At 70.5% G+C, this 24,902-nt stretch carries 24 protein-coding genes, 1 tRNA gene and 1 pseudogene; 22 read left to right on the plus strand and 4 right to left on the minus strand.

The features are described 5' to 3' along the window. Positions 1-146: 146 nt before the first annotated feature. The 3 genes and pseudogenes from ACOGXI_RS16440 to ACOGXI_RS16450 all read right to left on the minus strand — a co-directional run. Positions 147-290, minus strand: a complete 144-nt coding sequence (locus ACOGXI_RS16440) for a hypothetical protein (RefSeq protein ID WP_419939890.1) — start codon at positions 288-290, stop codon at positions 147-149. A 21-nt stretch (positions 291-311) separates the two neighbouring features. Beyond that, complete coding sequence (locus ACOGXI_RS16445) at positions 312-992, minus strand: DsbA family protein (protein ID WP_419939891.1); 681 nt, start codon at positions 990-992, stop codon at positions 312-314. A 466-nt stretch (positions 993-1,458) separates the two neighbouring features. Further along, positions 1,459-1,707: pseudogene (locus ACOGXI_RS16450) on the minus strand (pyridoxal-dependent decarboxylase); the annotation flags it as partial. Between ACOGXI_RS16450 and ACOGXI_RS16455 the strand changes: the two are divergent. The 5 genes from ACOGXI_RS16455 (at position 1,654) to ACOGXI_RS16475 (ending at position 6,167) form a co-directional block, all read left to right on the plus strand. Then, complete coding sequence (locus ACOGXI_RS16455) at positions 1,654-1,845, plus strand: hypothetical protein (protein WP_419939892.1); 192 nt, start codon at positions 1,654-1,656, stop codon at positions 1,843-1,845. The pseudogene ACOGXI_RS16450 and the gene ACOGXI_RS16455 sit on opposite strands and share 54 nt — an antisense overlap. Then, positions 1,832-3,868 carry a DEAD/DEAH box helicase gene (locus tag ACOGXI_RS16460; RefSeq protein WP_419939893.1) on the plus strand — a complete coding sequence of 679 codons (2,037 nt, stop codon included), beginning with the start codon at positions 1,832-1,834 and terminating at the stop codon, positions 3,866-3,868. The genes ACOGXI_RS16455 and ACOGXI_RS16460 overlap by 14 nt, the downstream gene beginning before the upstream one ends. Positions 3,869-4,786: 918 nt before the next feature. Further along, positions 4,787-5,221 carry a D-aminoacyl-tRNA deacylase gene (gene dtd / locus ACOGXI_RS16465; RefSeq protein WP_419939894.1) on the plus strand — a complete coding sequence of 145 codons (435 nt, stop codon included), beginning with the start codon at positions 4,787-4,789 and terminating at the stop codon, positions 5,219-5,221. 2 nt (positions 5,222-5,223) lie between these two features. After that, positions 5,224-5,748, plus strand: a complete 525-nt coding sequence (locus tag ACOGXI_RS16470; protein WP_419939895.1) for a TIGR00725 family protein — start codon at positions 5,224-5,226, stop codon at positions 5,746-5,748. Next, positions 5,745-6,167: a hypothetical protein gene (locus ACOGXI_RS16475; RefSeq protein WP_419939896.1), complete on the plus strand. Its 423-nt coding sequence runs from the start codon at positions 5,745-5,747 to the stop codon at positions 6,165-6,167. The genes ACOGXI_RS16470 and ACOGXI_RS16475 overlap by 4 nt, the downstream gene beginning before the upstream one ends. 550 nt (positions 6,168-6,717) lie before the next feature. On the opposite strand, the gene ACOGXI_RS16480 is transcribed toward ACOGXI_RS16475, so the two are convergent. Beyond that, positions 6,718-7,221: a hypothetical protein gene (locus tag ACOGXI_RS16480; RefSeq protein WP_419939897.1), complete on the minus strand. Its 504-nt coding sequence runs from the start codon at positions 7,219-7,221 to the stop codon at positions 6,718-6,720. 141 nt (positions 7,222-7,362) lie between these two features. Between ACOGXI_RS16480 and ACOGXI_RS16485 the strand changes: the two genes are divergently transcribed. The 17 genes from ACOGXI_RS16485 (at position 7,363) to ACOGXI_RS16565 (ending at position 24,691) form a co-directional block, all read left to right on the plus strand. Then, a complete protein-coding gene (locus ACOGXI_RS16485) occupies positions 7,363-7,593 on the plus strand; it encodes a hypothetical protein (RefSeq protein WP_419939898.1) in 231 nt (76 codons plus the stop codon). Positions 7,594-7,596: 3 nt separating this feature from the next. Further along, positions 7,597-7,761 (plus strand): hypothetical protein, encoded by a 165-nt coding sequence (locus tag ACOGXI_RS16490; protein ID WP_419939899.1) that lies wholly within the window; start codon positions 7,597-7,599, stop codon positions 7,759-7,761. 90 nt (positions 7,762-7,851) lie between these two features. Beyond that, the gene (locus tag ACOGXI_RS16495) at positions 7,852-8,196 is read left to right on the plus strand and encodes a hypothetical protein (protein ID WP_419939900.1); all 345 of its coding nucleotides are present in this window, start codon (positions 7,852-7,854) and stop codon (positions 8,194-8,196) included. 232 nt (positions 8,197-8,428) lie between these two features. Beyond that, positions 8,429-9,547, plus strand: coding sequence for a recombinase RecA (gene recA / locus ACOGXI_RS16500; protein WP_419939901.1), 1,119 nt, complete (start codon positions 8,429-8,431; stop codon positions 9,545-9,547). An 81-nt stretch (positions 9,548-9,628) separates the two neighbouring features. Then, the gene (locus ACOGXI_RS16505; RefSeq protein ID WP_419939902.1) at positions 9,629-10,279 is read left to right on the plus strand and encodes a regulatory protein RecX; all 651 of its coding nucleotides are present in this window, start codon (positions 9,629-9,631) and stop codon (positions 10,277-10,279) included. Further along, positions 10,276-13,011 carry an alanine--tRNA ligase gene (gene alaS, locus ACOGXI_RS16510; RefSeq protein ID WP_419939903.1) on the plus strand — a complete coding sequence of 912 codons (2,736 nt, stop codon included), beginning with the start codon at positions 10,276-10,278 and terminating at the stop codon, positions 13,009-13,011. Before ACOGXI_RS16505 ends, alaS begins: the two co-directional genes overlap by 4 nt. Before the next feature lies 1 nt (position 13,012). Then, positions 13,013-13,372, plus strand: a complete 360-nt coding sequence (locus tag ACOGXI_RS16515) for a hypothetical protein (RefSeq protein WP_419939904.1) — start codon at positions 13,013-13,015, stop codon at positions 13,370-13,372. A gap of 29 nt (positions 13,373-13,401) precedes the next feature. After that, a complete protein-coding gene (locus ACOGXI_RS16520; protein ID WP_419939905.1) occupies positions 13,402-14,190 on the plus strand; it encodes an SDR family NAD(P)-dependent oxidoreductase in 789 nt (262 codons plus the stop codon). A gap of 7 nt (positions 14,191-14,197) precedes the next feature. Further along, positions 14,198-15,628, plus strand: coding sequence for a CCA tRNA nucleotidyltransferase (locus ACOGXI_RS16525; protein ID WP_419939906.1), 1,431 nt, complete (start codon positions 14,198-14,200; stop codon positions 15,626-15,628). A gap of 9 nt (positions 15,629-15,637) precedes the next feature. After that, on the plus strand, positions 15,638-17,068 hold the full coding sequence (locus tag ACOGXI_RS16530) for a replication-associated recombination protein A (protein ID WP_419939907.1): 1,431 nt from the start codon (positions 15,638-15,640) through the stop codon (positions 17,066-17,068). Next, entirely contained in the window at positions 17,065-18,351 is a 1,287-nt protein-coding gene (gene hflX, locus ACOGXI_RS16535) for a GTPase HflX (RefSeq protein ID WP_419939908.1), read from the plus strand. The genes ACOGXI_RS16530 and hflX overlap by 4 nt, the downstream gene beginning before the upstream one ends. A 35-nt stretch (positions 18,352-18,386) precedes the next feature. Further along, positions 18,387-19,142 carry a pyridoxine 5'-phosphate synthase gene (locus ACOGXI_RS16540; RefSeq protein WP_419939909.1) on the plus strand — a complete coding sequence of 252 codons (756 nt, stop codon included), beginning with the start codon at positions 18,387-18,389 and terminating at the stop codon, positions 19,140-19,142. Continuing rightward, the gene (locus ACOGXI_RS16545) at positions 19,139-20,158 is read left to right on the plus strand and encodes a lysylphosphatidylglycerol synthase transmembrane domain-containing protein (RefSeq protein ID WP_419939910.1); all 1,020 of its coding nucleotides are present in this window, start codon (positions 19,139-19,141) and stop codon (positions 20,156-20,158) included. The genes ACOGXI_RS16540 and ACOGXI_RS16545 overlap by 4 nt, the downstream gene beginning before the upstream one ends. Next, positions 20,155-21,117 carry a 4-(cytidine 5'-diphospho)-2-C-methyl-D-erythritol kinase gene (locus tag ACOGXI_RS16550; protein ID WP_419939911.1) on the plus strand — a complete coding sequence of 321 codons (963 nt, stop codon included), beginning with the start codon at positions 20,155-20,157 and terminating at the stop codon, positions 21,115-21,117. The genes ACOGXI_RS16545 and ACOGXI_RS16550 overlap by 4 nt, the downstream gene beginning before the upstream one ends. 219 nt (positions 21,118-21,336) lie before the next feature. Beyond that, positions 21,337-21,407, plus strand: a tRNA-Gln gene (locus ACOGXI_RS16555). A gap of 4 nt (positions 21,408-21,411) precedes the next feature. Then, complete coding sequence (locus ACOGXI_RS16560; protein ID WP_419939912.1) at positions 21,412-23,598, plus strand: thioredoxin domain-containing protein; 2,187 nt, start codon at positions 21,412-21,414, stop codon at positions 23,596-23,598. Between the two features lie 31 nt (positions 23,599-23,629). Then, entirely contained in the window at positions 23,630-24,691 is a 1,062-nt protein-coding gene (locus tag ACOGXI_RS16565; protein WP_419939913.1) for a mechanosensitive ion channel family protein, read from the plus strand. The last annotated feature ends 211 nt before the right edge of the window (positions 24,692-24,902 follow it).

Consider the following 24,902-nt stretch of genomic DNA (forward strand, 5'->3'; position numbering starts at 1 on the left):
CGAAGTACGGTACCAGTTATGCGATATTAGATCTGCATAGCGTGATAATTTGGGCACTTATGGCAGGCGGGGGGCGCCGGAGAACGGCTCCCCCCGGTCCTGGGGGGACGTGAGGGGAGGAAAAGACCCGGGGCCGGGCCGGGTTTCTACGGCATCCTGTCGTTGGGGGCCGTTTCGGTTCCGGACGCGTCGCCGCTGCCGATCCGCGCCGGCTCGCCGCCCTCCTCGAGCGACTGCTGCGGCATCGTACCGAGCGCCGCCGGCCCGTCGTTCGCCGGCCGCACCGTCACCTCGACCGCCCCCTCCGCCGCCTACTGGGGCTGGCTGTCGCCGCCCTTCAGCACGAGCAGGGTGTCGATCGCCGAGGAGAACGTCCCGAAGTCGGCGGCTCCCCGAAGGGCCACGCTGTCACCCAGGATGAAGTAGGGCGTGCTCGAGATTCCGGCCTGCGTGACGCTGGTGTAGTCGCGGAGCACGAGCGGGGCCAGCGTGCTGTTCCGGACGCAGGAGCCGAACGACTCGGGGTCGACGTCGATCTCCTCCGCGTACCCGACGAACAGTTCATAGGGATCGGGCGCGCCGCTCCACTCGTCCTGGCGCTCGAACAGGATGTCGTGCATGGGCCAGAACTTGCCCGCGGCCCCCGCGCAGTACGCCGCCTCGGTGGACACGAAGGCCTGCGGGTGCCCGGGATTCGCGTAGGCGATCCACAGGTAGCTGACCTTGCCCTCGGCGATGTAGGCGCTGTCGATCTTCGTCAGCGTCTGTTCGTGGAACTGCCGGCAGTAGGGGCACTGGAAGTCGGAGATCTCCACCACCCGAACCGGAGCCCCTTCCTCGCCCTTGATGCGGTTGCGGTCGGCCCGCTCGCGCGCCACCTGGGCATCGGGCGGCACGATGGAGCGCTCCTGCGTGCTCCCGGCTTCGGCCTCCGCGGCGCAGCCCGCCGCGAGGACGACGAGGCCGGAGAGCAGGGCGGCAACGGGTACCACGGATACAAGGCGTACAAAGGGTACAAAGGGTACGAGGGGTCCGAAACGGAATCTGGCGTTCAACCCGGTTCTCCCGGTGAGAGGTCGGCGGCGGCCCGATGGAGCGCGTCGAGCGCCTCGTCGAGGTGGCGCTCCTCGGTGTGAACGCTCCCGACGGACAACCGTACAGTATAACGACCGTCCAGTTCCGTGTGCGAGAGAAACGAACGTCCCCCGCGTAGGCGGCATCCACGTGCAGCCAGACGCCGGTGCGTTCGGCGCATCGCCGCGAGGGCGGGGACGGGGTCGACGCTCGCCGTGGAGGTTGTGCCGATCGTCGCGCACACCATGGCCGGCCGAATCCCTCTCTCGAGGTCGGCGGCGATGGCGCCAGCGGAGGGCCTCCCGGGAGCCCATCGTCCCGCACGCCGTCGCCCGCCCGCTCCCGGGCCGCGAGCAGGGCCGTGAAGGTGGAGGTCGACGCCGTGTCGAAGATGAGCCCGGAGAAGGTGTCCGGGAGGCCGACGGCCTGCCGCAGCCAGTCGACGGCGGTTCGCTCGACTTCGGTCGCGGCGGGAGAGGTGCGCCACAACATTGCGTTCACGCCGACGGCGGCGACCAGGAGTTCCGCCGCGATGCTCGGCGCCCGCGTGGAACTCGAGAAATAGGCGAGGAAGCCCGGATGATTCCAGTGGGTGAGAACGGAGACGATGTGTTCGTCGAAGTCGGCCAGCACGCGCTCGAAGGGTTCCGGGGCGCGCGGGGTCTCCCCGCTCCAGTCCCGGGCGGCCTCGGCGGCGGCGGCGTCGCGGGCGGCCCCCCGGACGGCCCCGCCGTCCGGTCGATCGATAGGGTCCGGCATGCAAACTCCTGACTTCTCCGGGTCGTCCCCCGAGTCTTCCCTCGAGTCCCTGTGGCTCCTGCTGGCGGATCTCCGGGGTGCGGTCGAGGAGGAGATCGAGGCCGTCACGACCGACCTCTCCCGCCGCCGTCTGGACCGGCCGATCCCGGCGCTCTCCGGACGCCTGCGGGGCGAGGCGGGGACCGGCTATCGCTACACGTTCCAGATCGCGGGGGGAACATACGACATCCGCGCGGACGACCGCGTGCGCATCCACGCGGGCGGGCGGGACGCGCTCGGGACGGTGCACCGCTTCGACCGCACGCTCGGGCTCCTGCAGGCGGTGAGCCCGGAGTGGCTCGGCGAACGCCTCGACGGCGCCGACCTCGAGTTCGATCCCACGTGGCTCCTGCGCGAACTCTCCACGCGGCTGGCCGAGGTCGGCCAGGATCCGGAGGACTTCTTCCCGGACACGGTGCTCGGGACCTTCGGGCGGCTCCCGCCGCGCCTCGGCCGGGGGTCTCCGCAGCTCGACTCATCCGATGACCTGAACGCGCCGCAGCGCGACGCCCTGGAACGGGTGCTGGGAAGCAGTGCCCAACTGGTCTGGGGTCCGCCCGGCACCGGCAAGTCCCGCCTCGTGGCGCGCGCGGCGCTGGAACTTGCCCTCGAGGGCAGAGTGCTCGTCGCCGCGACGACCAACGGAGCCGTGGACGAGATCGCGCGCCGCCTCGCCGCCATCGCCGACCCGTCGATGCTCGACCGTGACCGGATCATCCGCGTGGGGTTCGACCTGGGCGCCGCGCCCGACACGCGCATCGACCTGGGCGCGGCGCTGGCCCGGCGAATCGAGGGCGGCGCCGGCGGCGTGGACCGCACGCTCGCCGAGCACGAGGCGCGGCTGGGGGCCCGCCCGCCGTCCGGTTCGCGCGTGACGCGCGAAGAAGCCCCCGCCCTCAACCCTTACGCCCGGGCCGGACGCCTGCTCTCGCTCGCCCGCGCGCGAAACGATACGGAGTCCGCGCGCAGCCTGGGCCGCGTCATGCTCGAGATCGCGCGCCAGGCGGAACTCGCGCTGGAAGAGGCGGACATCGTCCTCACCACCTTCGCCCGGCTCTCGATTCGGGAGGAATTCCGCGAACTCAGGTTCGAGTCCCTGCTCATCGACGAGGCGAGCACGGCGCCGCTCCCGTACGTGGCCCTCGCCGCCTCCAGGGTCGCGGGCCCCGCGATCGCCGTCGGCGACTTCCAGCAGCTCCCCCCGGTCGTGTCGAGCACCGCCCCCGCCGCGGCCCGCTGGCTTCGCACGGACCTGTTCCGGGAAGTCGGCGTCGTGCCCGAGACAGGCGCCGCCGCCGGGGCCGCGCTGCCGTCTCCGAACGACGGGCTGTGCGCCATGCTCGATCTCCAGTACCGGATGGCGCCCGAGATCCGCGAACTCGTCAGCGAGTTCTTCTACGGCGGAAGGCTCAGGGATGCGCCGGAAGTCGGGGAGCGCGCGACCCGGTGCGGGAGGGGGCAGGGGACGGAGCAAGCCGCCCTGACGGTCTTCGACACGAGCAGTCTCGATCCGCGGGTCGAACGCGTGGACGGCTCGCGGCGGAACCGGACCCACGCCGAAGCCGTGGCGGACCTCGTGGGCGCGGCGGCCCGCGACGGGATCAAGGACATCGCGGTCGTCTCCCCCTACCGCGCCCAGACCCGTCACCTCAACGACCTCGTCCGGCGCCGCCTCGGCCGCGCCGCGCCCGCCGGTCTCGAGGTGAGCACGATCCACCGCTTCCAGGGACGGGAGAAGCGCCTCGTCATCATCGACACTGTGGACGCGCCCCCCGGACGCAGCTGGTTCCTCGACGAGCGCCGGAACCGGGACTTCCCCCGCCTGCTCAACGTCGCCCTCTCACGGGCCCGCGACCGCCTCGTCATCGTCGCGACCGTCACCGGCCTGCGCCGGACCCTGCCGCGCCAGGCCCTCTTGAACCGTCTCCTCGCCCACGTCGAACGGTCCGGCTCCCGCATCGCCGCCGCCCCGACCGATCTCTGGCACGGCCGCTGACCGTATGGGCCGATGCACGGTCACCGACAGCCCATGATGGCACGGGGTTGGCCCGAGAATCTCGCGCAGCTTGCTCAGCGCGCCGGGGCGACCGGTCAAAATCCGATTTTCCTCCGCGAATCGCTGCGGGGAATGGTCATCCGATCAATGAAGTTTCGAAAAAAACACGACTGGCGGTCGTTGGAGGTTGACGTGCCAAAAAAATCTTTTTAGAATCAGAGCGTGCCAAGGGAGGCGGCACCGACCGACCGGAGGTCGAGGCCGATGACCGCACCGCGAGTTGTCCGACGCGAGATCGCGAGACCGGGATGCGAGTCCCGGGCCGGAGGGAGCGGAGTTCCGGCAACGGAACGAGGCGACCGAAGGAAGAGGGATCGAGCACAGCTGATCGGACAGACGGTACCAAGCTCGGCGGGGATTCTGGAAGACCGCGCAAGCTACCAGGATCGAGCGGAAATTAGCCGTAAACAAGCCTCCTCGTTCAGCCCCTGACACCTTCGGGTGGCCAGGGGCTGAGTGCATCTATCCCGTCCCGCTCGCCATCTCCGGAGTCCCCGATCGCGCACCGCCGCGGGCGGTTTCCGCACCCCCGAGCGGCGGTGGACGAACGCCCGGACAGCGCCCTGAATCCGGACCCCCTGCACCCGCTCCCCGGGATCGAACCGCCGGCCCGCCGACTGAAGCCGCTTGCGGCCAGGTGCGCCGCCCCGGACACCATCTCCCATTCCCATTTTTTTGAAAAAAGAGTGTCCAAAAACTGTGGATATCTTGTCCAAATATCGTGGATTTTGAAATCGACGGGCAGCGCGCCCGCGAGCGGAGTCGCCGAGGAGCGAATGCTGTCGCATCTTTCGGCCCTTCGCGGCTTTCCGCGTCATGTGGAAAACCGGTACGCCGAAAACCAACCGGGCGGTGCGATTGAGAGTCGTGATCCAGCGGGTGAGCGGGGCCCGCGTGCGGGTCGAAGGCGAGGTCGTGGGGACGATCGGCCTCGGACTCGTCGTCCTCGTGGGCTTCGCGCCGGACGACGCCGAGGCGCAGATGACCTGGATGGCCGACAAGCTCTGGGGCCTGCGGGTGTTCGCCGACGAGGAGGGCCGCATGAACCGCTCCGCGCGTGATGCCGGGGGGGCGCTGCTCATCGTCTCACAGTTCACGCTGTACGGTGATGCGGCGCGGGGCCGGCGTCCGTCCTTCACGGGCGCCGCGCGACCGGAGGCCGCGAGGACGCTCTACGACCGCTTCGTCGAGTTGTGCCGGGCGCGCGGGGAGGTGGCGGAAGGAGAATTCGGGGCGATGATGGAAGTGGAACTCACGAACGATGGCCCCGTCACCCTCCTGCTGGAGCGGTGAGTTTGGATCCGCTGCGTCCCCCGCGTCCCCTGCGGATCGGAGTCATCGGCTCGGGAGAGGCGGCGCCGGAGGAGGCGGCCCTGGCCCGCGCGGTGGGAGCGGCCCTCGCCCGGGCCGGAGCGATCGTGGTATGCGGCGGGATGGGCGGCGTCATGCGGGCGGCGGCCGACGGAGCCTCCTCGGAAGGGGGAATGGTGGTGGGAATCCTGCCCGGCGGCGATCCGCATGCCGCGGCGGACGGGGTCACGATCCCGATCCCGACCGGGCTGGGCGAGGCGCGCAATGTCATCGTCGCGCGCGCGTCGGAGGCGGTGGTCACGATCGCCGGCGAGTGGGGCACGCTCAGCGAAGCGGCGTTCTGCCGGAGGTTCGGGGTGCCCGTGATCGGCCTCGCGTGTGCGCTGCCCGACGGCGTGGTCGAGGAGACGGCGGACGGCCCGGCCGAGGCGGCCGCCAGAGCGCTCGAACTGGCGGCCGCGCGTCGGGAGCGGCAGGAGCGGCAGGGACGACAGGAGGTGGACGGGTGACCGGATTCGTGCTGTTCGGCGGCATTCTCCTCGTGCTCCTAATCACGATCATCTGGGCCGCGATCCGAGCCGGAGAGGACACCGGCGCGTCGCTGGGCGCCGCGGAACGGCGCGACGCGGCCATCGAAGCGCTGCGCGACCTCGAGCTGGAGTACCGCACGGGCAAGCTCGGCGAGGAAGAGTACGGAACTCTGCGCGCCCGCCTGGAGCGGACGGCCATCGACGCCCGCGACGCTGCGGCCCGGAGAGAGACGAGGGGCTCGGCGCCGGAGCCTGCGGAACCCCCGGAGCCCCCGGAGTCTGCGGACCCCCCGGAGCCGGCCGCATCCCCCCCGCCGTGCCCGGAATGCGCCGCGCGCCTGACCGGCGGCGAGGCCTTCTGCCCCATCTGCGGAATCGGCCTCCAGCCCGACGCTTGATGGACCTGATGGACCTGATGGGCCCGCCGCGGTCTCAAGCGGGACCGCCGATCACTCCCAGCTGGTGTCGTCATGGGCGTGTCGGTGCCCGTGTGTCGGCCTATGCCAATCGACCCCCGGATGGGTTGGGCGTACATCGCCCGGCTACCCCAAACATCTCGGGGGTCACTTGCATCTAGCCGTTACGCGGCCGCGCTCCGCATGGCTGCATTTTCGGGGATCTCCCCGCCGAGACCGTAGCCATCGAGACACGTGGGTGCGGAGTTCTCCGATGAACCGGAGGGCCTCGGCGGGTGGGGTCCGGTCGAAGGCTTAGTGAGCCTGGATCGTGAACCGACGTTCCGCCTCCGCGATCTCCTCCTTCGTACGTCGATGTATCCGCACACGAGGATCGTCGGCACGAAACTCGAATGACTCCGCTCCGGACGTATCGTATCGGGTCGTCCGCGCTACCGAGTCTCCTTCACCCTGTCCACGTTCATCCTTCTTCCTGCGCTTTTTTGCATTCATGCCACGATTCTCCTTCTGCCCGTCCCACGAGAAACCCAATTCACTCTTCCCCACCGGCCGCGATCTTGGCAACGCCTCGCGCAAATCGAATAGACTGCGCCCTCGTATGAGGCCATCCGCAGGTCCCCGCCATGACACCCTCCTGGGGTTCCAGATTGTATCCCAGCCGCAAACAGGTCGGAGGCACCGGCAGTTCCCGGATCCTGAGCGCGGCCACGTCATGTTCCGGATTCCGGGCGGCCCGAAGAGCAGGGGCAAACGAGAAGTCGGGCCGGGTACCATCCCCCGGCCGGTAGATCAGCACGCCGAGCTTGTACCCGGCCCACTTCGCCTCGTCCTCCGTCATCTTCTTCTCGATGGCGTCGAGGACATGCCGTGCTGTCAATACCACCCCGGAAGGGTTGTCTATGAAGAATCCGGCACCTTCGAAATTCAGACTGAATCCATCGTCCTCGCGCTTGGCCAGCGCTACTCCGACGGTAGCTTTTCTGACACGCTCGAGAACCCGCTGGTCACGTGTTTTCGAGGGCTTCTTCTTCCCCATCCCGTCTCCTCTCCTCCTGCCCGAACACGAATCGAGCCGGGGATCCCAGGCGGGAGACCGCGATGGCGCTACTTCCTCTCCTACGCCTCCACGTTCCCGGTCAATTCCAGGAGCAGGAGCCGTCACCCGACGGGCCGGCGGGTGACCGGATTCGCGCTGTTCGGCGGCATTCTGCTCGTGCTCCTGATCACGATCATCTGGGCCGCGATTCGGGCCGGGGAGGACACGGGCGCCGCGCTGGGCGCCGCCGAGCGCCGCGACGCCGCCATCGAGGCGCTGCGGGACCTCGAACTGGAGTACCGCGGGCAAGCTGCGCGAGGAGGGGTACGAGACCCTGCGCGCCCGCCTGGAGCGAACGGTTTGTTGTTGTGATCAGTGTCGATACGGTTACCGTTCCTCACCGTCGTTCTCCCGGTCGGCGCGGCCTACGTCGGGCTTTCCCGCAATCTGGCCCGACTCGGCGAACGGCTGGCGAAGGTCGAAGGGATCATCCAGGGCTGCCTCGCCCTGCGGCCGAACACGACCGGCGACCACTCCTGACGAGGTGGAAGAATAGGTTCTCCCGACGATCCCGGGACCCCCGAGCCCGGGGCGCGCGAGGCGAAGAATGACGGCGGGTCCGCGCTGCGGATGCTGCAGAACCCGAACGCGGTCACGGTCGGGATGTTCATCGCCCTGGTCACCGTGACTTGGCTGATGCTCGACGGCTTCAGGAAGGATCTGAAGGGGGACATCGCCGAGGCGGAGGTCCGCCTGACCGGGAGCCTTGCCGGAATGACGGGAAGCCTTGCCGGGACGGAGGTCCGCCTGACGAAGGAGATTGCCGCCGTCAAATCCCGCCTGAGCGCCGATATGAGGGAGACCGGAAATCGCCTCGACGGGCGGTTGTCCCGTATCGAGCCCCGCCTCGACCGCATCATCGAAATCCTGCTCGGCGGTCCCGGCGCGAGCCTCGTGAAGGAGGGTCTGCGGTAAGCGCCCTGCGGGTTTCCATCGCGGTCCTCCGCCACGAGCGGGAAGGTGCCGTTGAACCCCCGTTGAGACGTCGCCCCATCTTGATTTTGGACGGCCGGATGCCACGGTTCGAGAAAAAACCGAAGAAATTGCGAAAGGTCGTGCGGTGTGGTATCGTCAACCTCTGCGGCGGCGGGTGATCGACCTCCCGTCATCGGCCCTGCGGACCCTTCGAGAATCGGGAGAGCGTGAAATGGGTGTGGAGATGGATCGGGAACAGAAGAAGGCGTTGTCCGTGGCCCTCAACCAGATCGAGCGGGCCCACGGCAAGGGAGCCATCATGCGGCTCGGAACCGAAGGGGCGCGGGTGCGGATCCCCGCCATTTCGACGGGGGCGATCAACCTGGACCACAGCACCGGGATCGGCGGCATCCCGAGATCGCGCGTCACCGAGGTCTTCGGTCCCGAGTCCTCGGGCAAGACCACCCTCACCCTCCACGTCATCGCGAACGCGCAGAAGGATGGGGGCGTGGCGGCGTTCATCGACGCCGAGCACGCGCTCGACGTGGGGTACGCGCAGAAGCTGGGCGTCGATGTCGAAAACCTGCTCGTGTCGCAGCCCGATACGGGCGAGCAGGCGCTCGAGATCGCCGAGGTGCTCGTCCGTTCCGGCGCGCTCGACGTCATCGTGGTGGACTCGGTGGCCGCGCTCGTGCCGCGGGCCGAGATCGAAGGAGAGATGGGCGACTCGCACGTCGGCCTTCAGGCACGGTTGATGTCGCAGGCGCTCCGCAAGCTCACGGGCGCGATCGGGCGCTCCAACACCGCCGTCATCTTCACGAACCAGATTCGCGAGAAGATCGGCGTCATGTACGGGAACCCCGAGACCACGACGGGCGGCCGGGCGCTGAAGTTCTATTCCTCGCTCCGACTCGACATCCGCCGGATCGCCTCCATCAAGGAGGGGAACAACCTGGTCGGGAGCCGCACCCGCGTGAAGATCGTCAAGAACAAGTGCGCGCCGCCGTTCAAGCAGGCCGAATTCGACATCATGTTCAACCAGGGCGTGAGCCGGGAAGGCCTGCTCGTGGACATGGGCGAGAGCATCGGCATCGTGAATCGCGCGGGCGCCTGGTACTCGTACGGCGGCGATGTCCGGCTCGGGCAGGGGCGCGAGAACTCGAAGACGTTCCTGCGCGAGAATCCGGACATCGCGGAGGAGATCGAGGCCCGGATCCGCGACGAACTCGGGATGACGGTCCCGGATCCGGACACGGCCGAAGCCGCGGCGGGAGCGGACGGGGAAAAGGGTGCGAAAAAGGAAGCGTCGAAGAACTCCCGGCCGCCCTCGAAGCAGGCCCCCCGGCGCTGAGTTTCGGCCTCGGCCGCGACGCACGCGGGGACCCTTCCGTTAGGGACGGCGGCCACAGGCGGCCCTGACAGCTAGCGCCCTGTGAACGAGATCACCGGCCTCGTCCCGGTCAAGCGCCGCTCCGGCTGGACCGACGTCCAGTTGGACGGCGCTTCCCTCTGCCGGATTCCCGACGAAGACGTCCACCGGCTTCGGCTCGATGTCGGGCTCACGCTCGGATCCGCGGCACTCGACGCGGTCCGGGCCGCGGGCGGTCGCGCCGAAGCGATGTTCGTCGGGCTGCGCTACCTTTCCGTGCGCCCGAGGAGTCGCCGGGAAGTGGAGCGCCGGCTGTGGCGAGACCGGATCGACCAGGCCGCGATTGAACACGCACTGGAACGTCTCGCGGCGCTGGGGTATCTCGACGACGCGCAGTTCGCGGCCAGCTTCGCACGGGATCGTATCCGGCTCCGGCCCTGTGGCGCCCGTCGCATGCAGTCCGACCTTCTCGCCCGAGGCGTGTCGCGGGAGGATGCGGATCGCGGCATCCGCGAGGCGATGGCGGACGAGGGCGCGACGGAGGAGGCGCTGCTCGAGCGGGTCGCGACGGCCCGGGCGCGGAGGCTGGCGGGGGTGGATCCGTCGAAGGCGCGTCGACGGCTGTTCGACTACCTGGCCCGGCGCGGGTTCGCCGCGGGCGGCATTCGCGCCTGGATCGAGGTCAACTGGCAGGCTGAGGCGGATAAACGATGAAGGCGGACGAACTCCGGCGGAGTTTCATCTCGTACTTCGAGCGGCAGGTGCACGAGCATCGGCCCAGCGGCCCGCTCGTCCCCTCGGATGACCCGACGCTCATGTTCACGAATGCCGGGATGGTGCAGTTCAAGGGCATCTTCACGGGAGAGGCGGAGCGCCCGAGTCCTCCGCGCGCGGTCACGTCCCAGAAATGTCTCCGCGTCAGCGGCAAGCACAACGACCTCGAGGAAGTGGGGCGGACCGCGCGCCACCACACCTTCTTCGAGATGCTCGGGAACTTCTCCTTCGGCGACTACTTCAAGCGCGATGCGATCGCCTTCGCCTGGGAGTGGGTGACCGGGGACCTCGGCCTGGAACCGGACCGCCTGTGGGCCACGGTCCACCACGACGACGATGACGCGTTCGACCTCTGGATGGAGCTGACCTCGATCCCGGAATCGCGGATCCGGCGCCTGGGGGACAAGGACAACTTCTGGCAGATGGGCGATACGGGTCCGTGCGGCCCCTGCTCGGAGTTGCACTACGACCTGCGAACGGACCGCGACGACCGCATCACCGACGCGCAGTTCGAGGCGGCGGGCGAGGCGGACGCGATCATCGAGTTCTGGAATCTCGTCTTCATGCAGTTCGACCGCGCGCCGGACGGGACGGACACGCCGCTCCCCGCGCCCTCGATCGATACGGGGGCCGGACTCGAGCGGATCGCGGCGCTGCTGCAGGGCGTGGGGACGAACTACCACACGGACCTCTTCCTCCCGATCATCGAAGCGGCGGAGGACGGACTCGGGCTCCCGTATTCGCGGGCGCCCGAGGACTGGGAGGACGGCGTCGCCTTCCGCGTCCTGGCGGATCACGCCCGGGCCGTGGCGTTCCTGCTCGCCGACGGCGTCTTCCCCTCGAACGAGAAGCGGGGATACGTGCTGCGGCGGATCCTGCGCCGGGGGGTCCGGCACTACTGGCTCCTCGGTCGGCGCGACCCGCTCCTGCACGATCTCGTGGGCGTGGTGGCGGATCGCATGTCGGGCACGTTCCCCGAACTGGAGGCGCGCCGGGAGCACCTGCTCTCGACGACGCGGGCGGAGGAGGAACTCTTCCTCTCGACCATCGAGGGCGGCATGCGCGAGATCGACCGCGCCATGCCCGAGCGAGGTTCGGGCACTGCCGCGGGCACGGCCGCGGGCACCCCTGCGGGCACGGTCGAAGGCAGCGTCGCGTTCAAGCTCAAGGACACGTACGGCATCCCCGAAGACCTCACCGGCCTCATCGCCCGCGAACGCGGCTACGATGTCGACTGGGAGGGTTTCAACGAGGCGCTGGAGGCCCAGCGCACCCGCTCGCGCAGCCATCGCGCGGAACCACTCGACGCGGTTGCGACGTTGCCTGCGGGACTTCGCGGCGCGATCTCGGCGACCGCCTCCCTCGGGCCCCGACCGCAGGAGTTCGTGGGCTACCGGGACCTCGAGATCGAGACGGACTGCCGGCGCTGGGCACGGGAAGGGCGGCACGCGTTCCTCCTCGCGCGGAATCCCTTCTACCTGGAGAGCGGCGGGCAGGTCTCCGATACCGGGCGCGTCGTCGGCGACGGCTGGGCCGTCGACATCTCCGCGGTCTGGGGCGCCGACGGGCGGACCGTGGTCGCCGGGTCGCTGGCCGAGGGCTCGCTTCCCGACGCCGACGGCGTGGTCGAGGACTACGTGTGCGCGCAGGTGGATCCGTCGCGGCGCGAGACGGAGCGAAATCACACGGCGACGCACCTGTTGCACGCCGCGCTCCGCAACCGGCTGGGCGAGCACGTGCAGCAGGCCGGATCGCTCGTGGCCCCGGACCGGCTGCGCTTCGACTTCAGCCACAGGGGTCCGCTGACTCCGGACGAGCGGGCGGACATCGAAGCGGAGGTGACGGAGGCGATCCTCGGAAACCGGGACGTCGACGCGTCGGAACGGGACTATGACGAGGCCCTCGCGGCCGGGGCCATGGCCCTGTTCGGAGAGAAATACGGGGACATCGTGCGCGTGATCGAGGTGCCGGGACTCAGCCTGGAGCTGTGCGGCGGCACGCACGTCCGCACGACGGGCCAGATCGGCACGTTCCGGATCGTGTCCGAGACGGGCGTCGCGGCGGGGATCCGGCGCATCGAAGCGGTGACGGGGCAGGGGGCCTACCGGCGCGAACTGGAGCGGGACCGGCTCCTCGCCGAACTGGGCGCGCGGCTGCGCTGCCCGCCGGCGGACCTGGCGGCCCGCATGGACCGGCTCCTCGAGGAACGTGACGCGCTCGCCGAAGAAGTGCGGGGCCGGAGAGGCGATGCCGCGGAGCGACAGCTGGAGACGCTGCTCGCTCGCGCCGGAGTGACGGGAGCGGGCGCCGCGGCGGACGCGAACAGCGCCCGCTTCGTGTCGGGGCGCCTGGAGGTGCCGGCGGGGACGGACCTCGGCGCGCTCGGCGACCGCCTGCGCGGCGGGATGGGGTCGGGCGCCGCGGTCGTGCACGTCGTGTTCCCGGACGAGGACCGCCACGCGTTCATCTCCGTCGTTTCGGACGACCTCATCCGACTCGGCGTCAAGGCGGGAGACCTCGTCCGCGTTTCGAGCCGGGCAACGGGTTCCGGCGGCGGCGGGGGCGCGCGCTTCGCGCAGGGGGGGGTGGGCGATCCGGCGCGAACGGAAGACGGGCTCGGAGCGGCGAGGGCCTGGGCGTCCGAGCGGGTGCCCACACTGTCCGGTGGCTGACGTGCCGGCCGAACCCGGCCCTCTCACGCTCGAGGCCTGGCTCACGCGGCGGATCGAAGAGGCTCCGGCGGCACTGGCCGAAGCGGTGTGGCCGCTGGTCCGGGGACGCCTGACGGAGGGCGAGGAGGGACTCGTCCATGCGGCGCTTGACGCTCTGGCGATCGCGGCGCACGGAGCGCCGAACCGCGCGGAGGCGGTCACCCTGCTCGCCGCGGACGCGATTCTCACCTACGCGCTCGAAGCAGCCGCGGATCCTGCCCTGGGCGGGAGCGCGGCGCGGGCCAGCCGCCTCGCCGAGTGGGCGGGCCCGCGCGGCCTGATCGGCGACCGATTCAACGAGAAGGAGACGGCAGGGGGATGATCGAGAGATGACCGGGAGATGACCGGGAGATGACGGAGTCATCGAAGGCGCCGGGCTTGCCGGGCCTCGCCGGCAAGCGCGTGCTCGTCACGGGAGGTTCGCGCGGGATCGGACGCGCCACGGTACGGTGCCTCGCGGCGTCCGGCGCGTCCGTCGGCGTCGCCTACCATCGGGCGGAGGCCGAGGCGCGGCGGGCCGTTGAGGAAGCCCGCTCGCTGGCCCCGGACGGGCGCCACTGGTGCGCCGGCGCGGATCTGGCCGATCCTGCGGAGTGTCGGACCCTCTTCGAACGCGCCGACGCCGAGTTCGGCGGGCTGGACGGGTTCGTGGGCAACGCGGGGATCTGGAACGTGGACGCGCGCCCCATCGAGTCGCTCGAAGCGGACGAGTGGCGCCGCATGATCGAGACGAACCTCACGTCGATCTATGCGGGCACGCGTGAGGCGGCACTCCGCCTGCGGGCGAACGGGCGCATTGTCCTTGTCTCGTCGACGGCCTCCCAGCGCGGAGAGGCGGAGCACAGCCATTACGCCGCGTCGAAGGGGGCGATCAACGCGTTCTGCAAGTCGATCGCGACCGAACTCGGTCCGAGGTCGATCAACGTGAACGCCGTCGCCCCCGGCTGGGTCGACACGGACATGTCCGCGCCGGCGCTTCAGGGAGATGCCGGGCGCGCCGCGCTGACTCTCATTCCGCTCGGGCGCGTCGCCACCGCCGAGGACATCGCGGGGCCCATCTGTTTCCTCCTCTCCGACGCGGCCCGGCACATCACGGGCGAGATCCTCAACGTGAACGGCGGCAGCGTGCTGTGCGGCTGAGAATGCCGTGAGCGCGATCGATCCGGGCCGATTCTCCCCGCCGCCCGGGTTCTCCCGCACCGCGGAACGGCTCGAAGCCGCGGGTTTCGAGGCCTGGGCCGTGGGCGGTGCGATCCGCGACGCCTACGTCCGCCAGATCGGTGGGCCGGCCGACCTGCCCGACCCGATCGATCTGCCCGACCCGGCCGAGCCGGAGCCGGTCGAGCCAGAGCCGAACTGGGAGGACCTCACGACGGACGCGCGGCCGGATGACGTCATGCGGCTCTTTCCGCGCACCGTCCCGGTGGGCCTGTCGCACGGGACCGTGAAGGTGCTTGATGGGGACGACGGTTACGAGGTGACGACCTTCCGGCGCGATGTCGAGACGGATGGCCGCCACGCGCGGGTGGCCTTCGCCGACTCCATCGGGGAGGACCTGAGCCGCCGGGACTTCACGGCGAACGCGATCGCGTGGCGGCCCGCCTCCGGCGAGGTGCGCGACGAGTGGGGCGGCGCGGAGGACATCGAAGACGGGATCCTGCGCGCCGTGGGAGACCCCGATGCGCGCTTCCGCGAGGACTACCTGCGCATCCTGCGCGGATTCCGGTTCGCGGGACGATTCGAGTGGGCAGTGGAGGCGCGCACGGACGAAGCGATGCGGGAGGCCGCAGGCGGCCTGGCCGGGCTGTCGGCCGAGCGCGTGCGGGAAGAGTTGCTCAAGGTCATGGCGGATCCGAAGCCTTCGGCCGCGCTGCACCTGTACGCGGCCTGCGGGGCGCTGGGCCACTGGTATCCGGAGCTGCGGGGACTCGCGGCCGACGGCGACGCGTGGAGGTCCGCGCTCGGCGCCGTCGATGCGGCCCCGGCGCAGGCCGCCAATGTGCGCGTGGCGAGTCTGCTCGTGTCCGCCTCCGACACGCCCGAGGGGCGGGCCGAAGCCGCCGAGTCGCTGTTGTCCCGGCTCAAGTTCTCCAACGCGGATCGGCGCTACGTCACCCGGCTCGCGCGGCTGTACCTCCCCTTCGTGGGCGCCATGGACTCCGCGGCGGAGCACCGACGCTGGCTCGCATCGGTCGGCGACGCGTGGCAGGATCTGTTCGCGCTCCACTTCGCCGTCGCCCGCGCCGCGGGAGAGACGCGGGCGGAGCGCTACCTGGAGGCGACGCGGGAGCGCGTGCGGGAAGAGCGCGACGGAGACCCGCCTCTCGATCTCGCGAGTCTCGCCCTCAAGGGGGACGACCTCCTCGCGCTCGGCATGTCGCCGGGTCCGCTCGTTCGGATGCTGCTGGAGGAGTTGCTCGAACAGGTCATCGAAGACCCCGGCCGCAACGAGCACGAGTCGCTCCTCGAAGAGGCCCGACGGCTGATCGAGATCGGCTCGCTCGCGGAGGCGTCCCGGCCGCTCGACGCCCCCGCCGCCGGCAACGGGCTGCCCGGCGCCGATGACCGACGCCGATGACCGACGCCGATGACTGACGAGCCGAGCCTCTTCGCCGGCGTGGAACCGGGACTCGGGTCCGCGGATGCCCCGGATGCCGCCGAGCCGGGCCGGGCCGACGCCGCGCGATCTGCCAATTTGGCGGATTCGCCGCTCGCCGCCCGCATGCGGCCGCGGACGCTGGAGGAGTTCGTCGGACAGCCGAAGCTCGTCGGCGAGCGCCGGCCCCTGCGCCAACTCATCGAGAGCGGACGCGTCCCGAGCCTCATCTTCTGGGGCCCGCCGGGCACCGGTAAGACGACCCTCGCCGGTCTGCTCGCAAGCCGGATGGCAGCCGCGTTCATCCCCTTCTCCGCGGTGACCGACGGCATCCCCCGCGTCCGCCGCGTTCTGGAAGAGGCGAAGGCGCGCCGCGCCGCTACCGGCCGTGGCACCGTCCTCTTCGTCGATGAGATCCACCGCTTCAACCGGGCGCAGCAGGATGCCCTCCTCCCGCACGTCGAGCGCGGCGCCGTCACCCTCATCGGGGCCACGACGGAGAACCCCAGCTTCGAGGTCGTCGGCCCGCTGCTGTCCCGCACACGCGTCTTCGTCCTCGAGCCGCTGGCGCCGGAAGACGTCGCGGAGATCTGCGCCCGCGCGCTGCGGGACCGGGAGCGCGGACTCGGACACAGCGGCCTCTCCATCGATGAGGACGCCCTGGCCCGGCTCGGGATCGAGGCGGACGGGGACGCCCGCCGCGCCCTCAACGCGCTCGAGACGGCGGCGGATCTGGCCGGCGTGGACGGTCTCCCCGCGATCTCGGCGGGTCACGTGGCGGCCGCGCTGCAGAAACGGTTCGCCCGCTACGACAAGTCGGGCGAGGAGCACTTCAACCTCATCTCCGCCCTGCACAAGGCCGTGCGCGGGTCGGACGTGGACGCGGCGCTCTACTGGCTCGCGCGGATGCTGGACGGCGGCGAGGATCCCATGTACCTGGCCCGGCGCATCGTGCGCATGGCCGCCGAGGATGTCGGACTCGCGGATCCCGGCGCGCTGGCGGTCACGATCGCGGCGCGCGACGCGTACCACTTTCTCGGCAGCCCCGAAGGAGACCTGGCCCTGGCCCAGGCGGTCACCTACCTGGCCATCGCCCCGAAGTCGAACGCCGTCTACCGGGCGTTCGGCGCCGCTGCCCGGGCGGCGCGCGAAACGCCGGCCGACCCCGTCCCGTTCCATATTCGCAACGCGCCCACGCGGCTCATGAAGGAACTCGGGTACGGATCGGGGTATCGCTACGATCACGATGAGGAAGACGGCGTGGCCGCCCAGTCCTACCTTCCCGAGTCGCTGCGCGGAAGCCGCTGGTACGATCCCGTGGCGCGCGGCTGGGAAGTGAACGCGAGGCGCCGGCTCGAAGCGATCCGCGGCAGCCGGGCGCGGGCCGCCGCGGAAATGGAGGAGGATCGATCGACGGAGTGACTTCGGATCGGATGGCGGAGCGCGCGGTTCTCGTGGGCGCGCCGCCGCCCGACATGCCCCAGGAGACGGTGGACGAACACCTCGAGGAACTCGCCCGCCTCGCGGCGACGGCGGGAGCCGATGTCCGGGGCTCGGTCGTCCAGCGTCTGCGCAGGCCGAACGCCTCGACCTTCATCGGCAAGGGAAAGGTGGAACGCCTGGCGCACGCGCTCCGCGAGCACGACGCCACGCTCGCCATCTTCGACGAGGAACTCACGCCCGCCCAGGGGGCGAATCTCGAAGCGGCGCTGGGCGTGCGCGCGCTCGACCGGACCGAACTCATCCTCGACATCTTCGCGCTCCGGGCCCGGACCTCGGAAGCGAAGCTCCAGGTCGAACTCGCCCAGCTTCAGTACATGCGGACGCGGCTGAAGCGGATGTGGACCCACCTCTCGCGGGAAGGCGGGGGCATCGGCGCGCGCGGGCCCGGGGAGCAGCAGATCGAGACCGACCGCCGGCTCATCGACCGGCGCCTGGCCCGGCTGCGGCGCAAGCTCGACCACATCGCGCGGGCGCGGGTCACGCAGCGCCGAGCACGGAGCGAACAGTTCACCGTGGCGCTCACGGGCTACACGAATGCGGGCAAGTCCTCCATCCTGCGCGGCCTCTCGGGCTCGGATGTCTTCGTGGAGGACCGGCTGTTCGCGACGGTGGACTCCGCGACCCGGGTTTGCGATCTCGAAGGTCCGGGTCCGATCCTCCTCACCGACACCGTCGGGTTCATCCGGAAGCTGCCGCATCATCTCGTGGCGTCCTTCCGGGCGACGATGGAGGAACTCGCCGAGGCCGACCTCCTGCTGCACGTGATCGATGCCTCGTCGCCGAGCCGGGACGCGCAGCGAGAGGCCGTGGAGGGCGTGCTGGCGGAGGCTGGCGCGGCGGACCGCCCGGTGGTCGAGGTCTTCAACAAGATCGACCGGCTCACGCACGAGGAGGAGCGGGCGCTGCGCGAGCGGGCCGCGGCGGACGGACGGCCGCACGTCCTGACGTCGATCATGGAGCGGGGCGGGCTGCAGCCGTTGCGCGAGGCCCTTCAGGCCGCGATGCGGGCCCGCCTCGAGACGGTGCGGGTGAGCCTGCCCGCCGGTGACGGCGCACGGCTCGCCGAGGCGTACCGGGAGGGCGAGGTGCTGGAGCGCGCGTACGAAGCCGGGTGCGTGGTCATCGTGGCCCGCGTACCCGTCGCGGTGGCCGGCCGCTGGCGGGAGAGCGGCCTGGCCGTGGAGCAGGCCGACGCCGCCTGAGGGGCGGACCGTCGAGCCGAAAACGGGAGCAAACCATGGCGAACAGCAGCTTCTCGCACCTGATCGATTGCCGGCTCTGCGTGAACATCGATCACGTGGCGACCGTCCGGCAGGCGCGCGGCACGGACGAACCCGATCCGGTGCGGGCCGCCGTGCTCGCCGAACTCGGCGGTGCGAACGGGATCACGGTGCACCTGCGCGAGGATCGCCGTCACATCCAGGACCGCGATGTGGAACTTCTGCTGGGGACTGTCCGCACGTTCGTCAACCTCGAACTCGCGGCCGAGGAGGAGGTGCTCGCCCTCGCCGAACGCTGGCGGCCGGCGCAGGCCACGCTCGTCCCCGAGAAGAGGGAGGAACTGACGACGGAAGGCGGGCTGGACCTGTCCGCCGATCCGGCCCGCATCGCCGCCGCCGTGGCGCGGCTGCAGGACGCCGGGATCCGCACCTCGCTCTTCATCGATCCCGATCCCGCGGCCGTCGATGGCTCGGCCGAGGCGGGCGCCGCCGCGATCGAACTCCACACCGGCGAATACGCCAACGCCGCGGACCAGGCGGCCGCCGACCAGGAACTCGCGCGGCTGGAGGACGCGGCGGCCCGGGCCGAAGCCGCCGGCCTCGGCGTGCACGCCGGACACGGGCTCACCTATGAGAACGTCCAGCCGGTGGCGGCGATCGCCGAGTGCGAGGAACTCAACATCGGCCACTCGATCGTGAGCCGCTCGGTGCTCGTGGGGATGGAGCGGGCGGTGCTTGAGATGTCGGAACTCGTGCGCGAGGCGCGCGGGTGAGAGGCCGTCTCACAGTCCTCATCGGCGTCCTCGTCTCCGTCGCGCTCCTCGTCTGGGCGCTGCGGGACGTCTCGGCCGCCGAACTCCTGAGACACCTGGGCGAGGCGAACGTCTGGCTGCTCATCGCCGCGACGGTGGTGGCCACGCTCACCTTCAACATCCGCGCGATGCGGTGGCAGACCCTCCTCCGCGCCTCCAACGGGGATCTTCCGTTCAGTTCGCGGTATGCGGCGGTGTGCATCGGCTTCATGGCGAACAACGTGCTGCCCGGCAGGCTCGGAGAGTTCGCCCGCGCCTACTCGCTGTCGCGGATCACCCCGGTGCCGCTGACCGCGGCGCTGGCGTCGCTCATCGTGGAGCGCCTGCTCGACGCGATCGTCCTCATGGTCTTCCTCGTCCCCGCCTTCTTCATCGTCGGCGTCGACGAAGCCGCCTCCGGGACGCTGCGGGACCTGTTCACGCTGGGGGTCATCCTCGTCACCGCGAGCCTGATCGCGCTCGCCGTGCTCGTCCGCTTCCCCAACCGCTTCCTCCGCATGGCGGCCAAATGGTCTCACCGGCTCGCGCCCGACCGCGTCGCCGACCGGATGACGGAAGTGCTTTCCGCTTTTGTCGATGGTCTCGGGGCGCTGCGCCACGCGCACGTCTTCGCCCGCGCGATGCTGTGGTCGTTCGCCGTGTGGGGCTGGAACGCCGTCTCGTTCTTTCTCGGGTTCCTCGCCTTCGACATCGTGAGACCGGGGTTTCTCGGCGCGCTCGTCCTCCAGACGACGATCAGCTTCGCCGTCGCGATTCCGTCGACGCCGGGGTTCTTCGGACCGTTCGAGACGGCGGCCCGCGTCGCGCTCGAACTCCACCAGATCGAGCCGGCGCGGATCATCAGCTTCGCCGCGGGCTACCACATCCTCACCTTCCTGCCCATCACGGTGCTGGGGATCTTGTACATGCGACGCCTCGGGATCAGCCGCCGCGAACTGGGACGAAGCGAGGCTCCGCCGCCGGAGACCTCGGAGTGACGGCGGCCGGAGAGGTGACGGCCGACGTGGAGAAAGCGGCCGGCGTGGAGATCGGGACGGCGGAAGCGCACGCGAAGGTCAACCTGCGCCTGCGCGTCTTCGCCCGGGACGAAACGGGCTTTCACGGCGTCGAGACGGTGCTCGCCCGCACGAGTCTGTCCGACACCGTGACGCTCTTCAAGGCCGGGCCCGAGGGGGGCCGGTCCAAGGACACCGGGGGCCGCGGCGTCACCCTCTCCATCGATGGACCGCTGGCGGATGGCGTGCCCGAAGGCCCGGACAACCTGTGCCGGCAGGCGGCGGAGCGTTTCCTGGACCGCGCGTTCGGACGGCGGGGACGGCCCGCCTTACACATCCGGCTCACCAAGCGGATCCCGATGGGCAGCGGACTCGGCGGAGGGAGCGCGGACGCGGGCGCGACGCTCCGCCTGCTCGCCGACCATTGGCCCCGTCTGGACGAGAGCGAACTCCTGGCGCTCGCCGGCGAGATCGGCAGCGATGTGCCGTTCGCTCTCCTCGGCGTGCCGATGGCGCTGGGCTGGGAGCGCGGCCGCCGGCTCCTCCCGCTACGCCCGCCGCGGCCGCGTCCCGCGCTGCTGGTCTGCCCCCCGATTCATGTCGCCACCCCCGACGCGTACCGTTGGCTCGGCCGCACGGGCGAGGACGCCGGCGCCGCCTCGGTGCTGCCCGGCGCGACGCGGCTGGCGGAGTGGGACTCCCTCGAGCGCCTGGCCCGCAACGACCTCGAGGCCCCCGTCCTCGCCCGGCACCCGGAACTGTCGGAACTGCTCGCCCGACTTCGCGCGTGCGACCCGGCGATGGCCACGATGACGGGTTCGGGCTCGACGCTGTTCGCAACCTTCCGCGACGCCGAAGAGCGCGCCCGCGCCCGCCGAACGCTGGCCGCCCCGGAACGTGCGGGAAGTCTCCGAATCCTCGACGCCTCACTCCCCGCCTGAGCCAGCGCCCGAACCGTGGCGAATAGACTGATTCCATGAGCGCTTCTTGATTTGCCTGAAGGAGCCAGACGCCGAGCTCCTCGCCTCCATTCGCGAGGAGATCGTCCGGACCCGGTACTACCACCGTCGTCACAACGTCGATCTCCGGGAATGGCTTGAATCTCACGCCCAGGGCGCGGTTTGACGCCGCTGGCCGGATCGCGCCATGTTCGGCGCCGCTGGCCCCTCGTCTAATGGCAAGACACCGGCCTTTGGAGCCGATGATCCAGGTTCGACCCCTGGGGGGCCAATCCCATGCCTGATCCGACCCCCCGCCCCGATGCGCGCCCCGATGCGCGCCCCGACGCGCGCCCCAACAGACTCGCGCAGGAGAAGAGTCCCTATCTTCTCCAGCACGCCTTCAATCCCGTGGACTGGGTTCCGTGGGGGGAGGAGGCCTTCGCGCGCGCCCGGGCCGAGGACCGCCCGATCTTCCTCTCGATCGGGTACGCCACCTGCCACTGGTGCCACGTGATGGAGCGCGAGTCCTTCGAGGACGCGGACGTGGCCGCGCTCCTCAACCGGGATTTCGTGTCGATCAAGGTGGACCGCGAGGAACGGCCGGACATCGACGGCGTCTACATGACCGCGTGCCAGCTCATGACGGGGCAGGGGGGCTGGCCTCTCACGATCGTGATGACGCCGGACAAGCAGCCCTTCTTCGCGGGGACCTACTTCCCGCGCGAGGGCGTGGCGGGGCGGGCGGGGATGCTGGACCTGCTGCCGCGACTCGCGGCCCTGTGGCGCGAACGGCGAGAGGACGTCGAGGCGGCCGGGGCCTCCGCGCTGGCGGCCATCCGGGAGGTCGAGGTCCGCGGGGTGGGTTCCGGGGAGGGTGGGGGTGAGGGTGCGCTCGACGAGGAGGCGCTGCGCCGCGGCTTCACCGAACTGCTGGCCCGCTTCGACCCGCACCAGGGCGGGTTCTCCCGGGCTCCCAAGTTTCCGGCCCCGCACCAACTCCTCTTCCTCCTGCGCTGGAGCGACCGCACCGGCGACCGGCGCGGCGTGGAGATGGTGGAGAAGACGCTCGTCTCCATGAGGCGGGGAGGGGTGTTCGATCACCTCGGGTATGGCTTCCACCGCTACTCGACCGATGCCCGCTGGCTCGTCCCGCACTTCGAGAAGATGCTGTACGACCAGGCGCTGCTCGCCATGGCGTACACGGAGCTGTGGCAGATGACGGGCGACGACGCGCACCGGACCGTGGCTCGCGAGATCCACGCGTATGTGGCGCGCGACCTCACGGACCCGGAGGGCGGCTTCTATTCGGCGGAGGACGCGGACAGCGAGGGGCGCGAAGGGGCGTTCTACGTGTGGACCCGGGCCGAGTTCGACGAGGTGCTGTCGGCGGCGCTCGGGGAGGATGCGGCCGGGCTCGCGCGACGCGCCTTCCGGGTCGAGGCGCGCGGCAACTTCGCGGACGAGGCGTCGGGGCTCCGGACCGGCGAGAACATCCTGCACGCCGGAGAAACGCCCGCCGAAATCGCGGCGGCGCTGGGGGAAGACGCCGGCCAGGTCGAGAAACGACTGGGGGAGGCGCGGCGCGTCCTGTTCGAGAAGCGGGAGACGCGGGAGCGCCCGCTGCTCGACGACAAGATCCTGACCGACTGGAACGGGCTCATGATCGCGGCGCTGGCGCGGAGCGGCCTCGCCTTCGGCGACGAAGCGCTCGTCGCGGCGGCGCGGCGGGCCGCGGACTTCATCCTCGAGCGGCTCCGGGACGACGACGGGACGCTGCTCCACCGCTACCGGGACGGGGAAGCGGCCATCGTCGCGGGCGCGGCGGACCACGCCTGCCTCATCTGGGGGCTGATCGAACTGTACGGGGCGACGTTCGATCCGCGCTGGCTGCGGGCGGCGCGCGAACTGCTGGATCCGCTGCTGGAGCGCTTCTGGGACCCCGACCGGCTCGGCGTGTTCAACGTGGACGCGACGCAGAGCGACGTGCCCGTCCGGCAGAAGGAGCTGTACGACGGGGCCACGCCCTCGGCCAACGCGACGACGTGGTACGTGCTCCTCCGGCTGGGCCGGCTCACGGGCGACGTCGAACTCCTGGACCGGGCGGAAGCGCTGCGGCGGGCGCTCGCCGGCCCGGTCGCCGGCGGCCCGTCGGCGTACACGATGTCGCTTGTCGCGCTCGATCTAGCGCTGGGCCCGTCGCAGGAAGTCGTCGTGGCCGGCGACCCGGACGAGCCCGACACGCGGCGCATGCTGGCCGCGCTCGCCGACCGCTACGCGCCCCGCACGGCCGTCCTCTTCAAGCCGGCGGACCACCGGACGGACGCGCCCGGCGGGCCCGCGGCGGGTCCGCTCGCGCAGATCGCTCCCTTCACCGAGCCGTACGATCTCCTGGACGAGAAGGCGACGGCATACGTTTGCACCGGCTTCGCGTGCCGGCGTCCGACGACCGACGTTGCCGAGATGGTCAAGCAACTCACCTGATCGCCCCACGACAGACACTGGAGTTCGAGGCATGGGCCTGGACCAGATGATCTACGGAAACACGCTCTCGGCCTGGCTGATCGCCGCCGGCATCTATGCCTTCACGACGCTGGCGCTGTGGCTGCTCGAACGCTACGCGCTGCGGGCGTTCGCGCGCTTCGCGAGCCAGACGCGGACCTCGGTCGACGATCTCGTCGCGGCCGTGCTCGCCGAGACGAAGTTCGGCCTCATCCTCTTCGTGGGGCTCTTCGCCGCCTCGCTCGTGCTCGAACTCGATGCTGTGGTGGCGCTCGTGATTCGCCGCGCCGCGGTCATCGCCATCGTCGTCCAGGGCGGGATCTGGGCGAACGCCGCGATCGCCTTCTGGGTGCGGCGGTTCGTGGATGCCACGGCGGGCGAGGATGCGGAGGCCGTGACCATGGTCAGCGCGCTCTCCTTCGTGGGCCGGCTCGCCGTGTGGTCCATCGTCCTCCTCCTCATCCTCGACAACCTCGGGGTCGAAGTCGCGGCCCTGCTCGCGGGCCTCGGGATCGGAGGCATCGCCGTCGCCCTCGCGGCCCAGAACGTCCTCGGCGACCTGCTCGCGTCGCTCTCCATCATCCTCGACAAACCCTTCGTCATCGGCGACTTCCTCGTCATCGGCGACTTCCAGGGGTCGGTGGAGCACATCGGCCTCAAGACGACCCGGCTGCGCAGCCTCGGCGGCGAGCAACTCATCCTTGGAAACAGCGACGTGATCAACACCCGGATCCGGAACCTCGGGCGCATGGCGGACCGGCGCGGGGCGCTGAAGGTCGGCGTGACCTACGACACGCCGCGCGACCTCCTGGCGCAGATCCCCGGCTGGATCGAGGAGATCGTCGCGGCCCAGGAGGAGACCCGCTTCGACCGCTGCCATCTCTCGGGCTTCGCGGACTCCGCGATCGAGTTCGACACCATCTTCTACATGACCGTCCCCGAGTACGACCGTTTCATGGACGTGAAGCAGGCGGTGCTGCTCGCGATCCACGAGCGGTTCGACCGGCACGGCGTCGAATTCGCCTACCCGACGCAGGTCGTCTACACGATTCCCGCGGCTCCCGCGGCGGAGTAGCGGCTCCGGCGGCTCCGGCGGCAGAGTAGCGCCCCCCCGCCCGAGACCGCGCGCTCGTTGACAGGAACCCGCGCGAACCGATAGTCTGGGCGGCTGTCGCCGTGGGGTTCGGCCTTGCGGCACACGGGTTCGGGACCCACACAGTTTCTCTCCATTCCGGCACGACCTCCGCGGGCGGCATGCGCGCGGAGCGACGAGCGCCGGAACCAGA

Source organism: Candidatus Palauibacter sp., assembly GCF_965208055.1.
Lineage (GTDB): Bacteria > Gemmatimonadota > Gemmatimonadetes > Palauibacterales > Palauibacteraceae > Palauibacter.

Coding starts and splice junctions, on each gene's coding strand:
- ACOGXI_RS16530 (WP_419939907.1), top strand. CDS start 15,638: ATGACTGACGAGCCGAGCCTCTTCGCCGGCGTGGAACCGGGACTCGGG.
- ACOGXI_RS16480 (WP_419939897.1), bottom strand. CDS start 7,221: ATGGGGAAGAAGAAGCCCTCGAAAACACGTGACCAGCGGGTTCTCGAG.
- alaS (WP_419939903.1), top strand. CDS start 10,276: ATGAAGGCGGACGAACTCCGGCGGAGTTTCATCTCGTACTTCGAGCGG.
- ACOGXI_RS16455 (WP_419939892.1), top strand. CDS start 1,654: ATGATTCCAGTGGGTGAGAACGGAGACGATGTGTTCGTCGAAGTCGGC.
- ACOGXI_RS16560 (WP_419939912.1), top strand. CDS start 21,412: ATGCCTGATCCGACCCCCCGCCCCGATGCGCGCCCCGATGCGCGCCCC.
- ACOGXI_RS16520 (WP_419939905.1), top strand. CDS start 13,402: ATGACGGAGTCATCGAAGGCGCCGGGCTTGCCGGGCCTCGCCGGCAAG.
- ACOGXI_RS16495 (WP_419939900.1), top strand. CDS start 7,852: ATGCTGCAGAACCCGAACGCGGTCACGGTCGGGATGTTCATCGCCCTG.
- ACOGXI_RS16540 (WP_419939909.1), top strand. CDS start 18,387: ATGGCGAACAGCAGCTTCTCGCACCTGATCGATTGCCGGCTCTGCGTG.
- recA (WP_419939901.1), top strand. CDS start 8,429: ATGGGTGTGGAGATGGATCGGGAACAGAAGAAGGCGTTGTCCGTGGCC.
- ACOGXI_RS16565 (WP_419939913.1), top strand. CDS start 23,630: ATGGGCCTGGACCAGATGATCTACGGAAACACGCTCTCGGCCTGGCTG.
- ACOGXI_RS16460 (WP_419939893.1), top strand. CDS start 1,832: ATGCAAACTCCTGACTTCTCCGGGTCGTCCCCCGAGTCTTCCCTCGAG.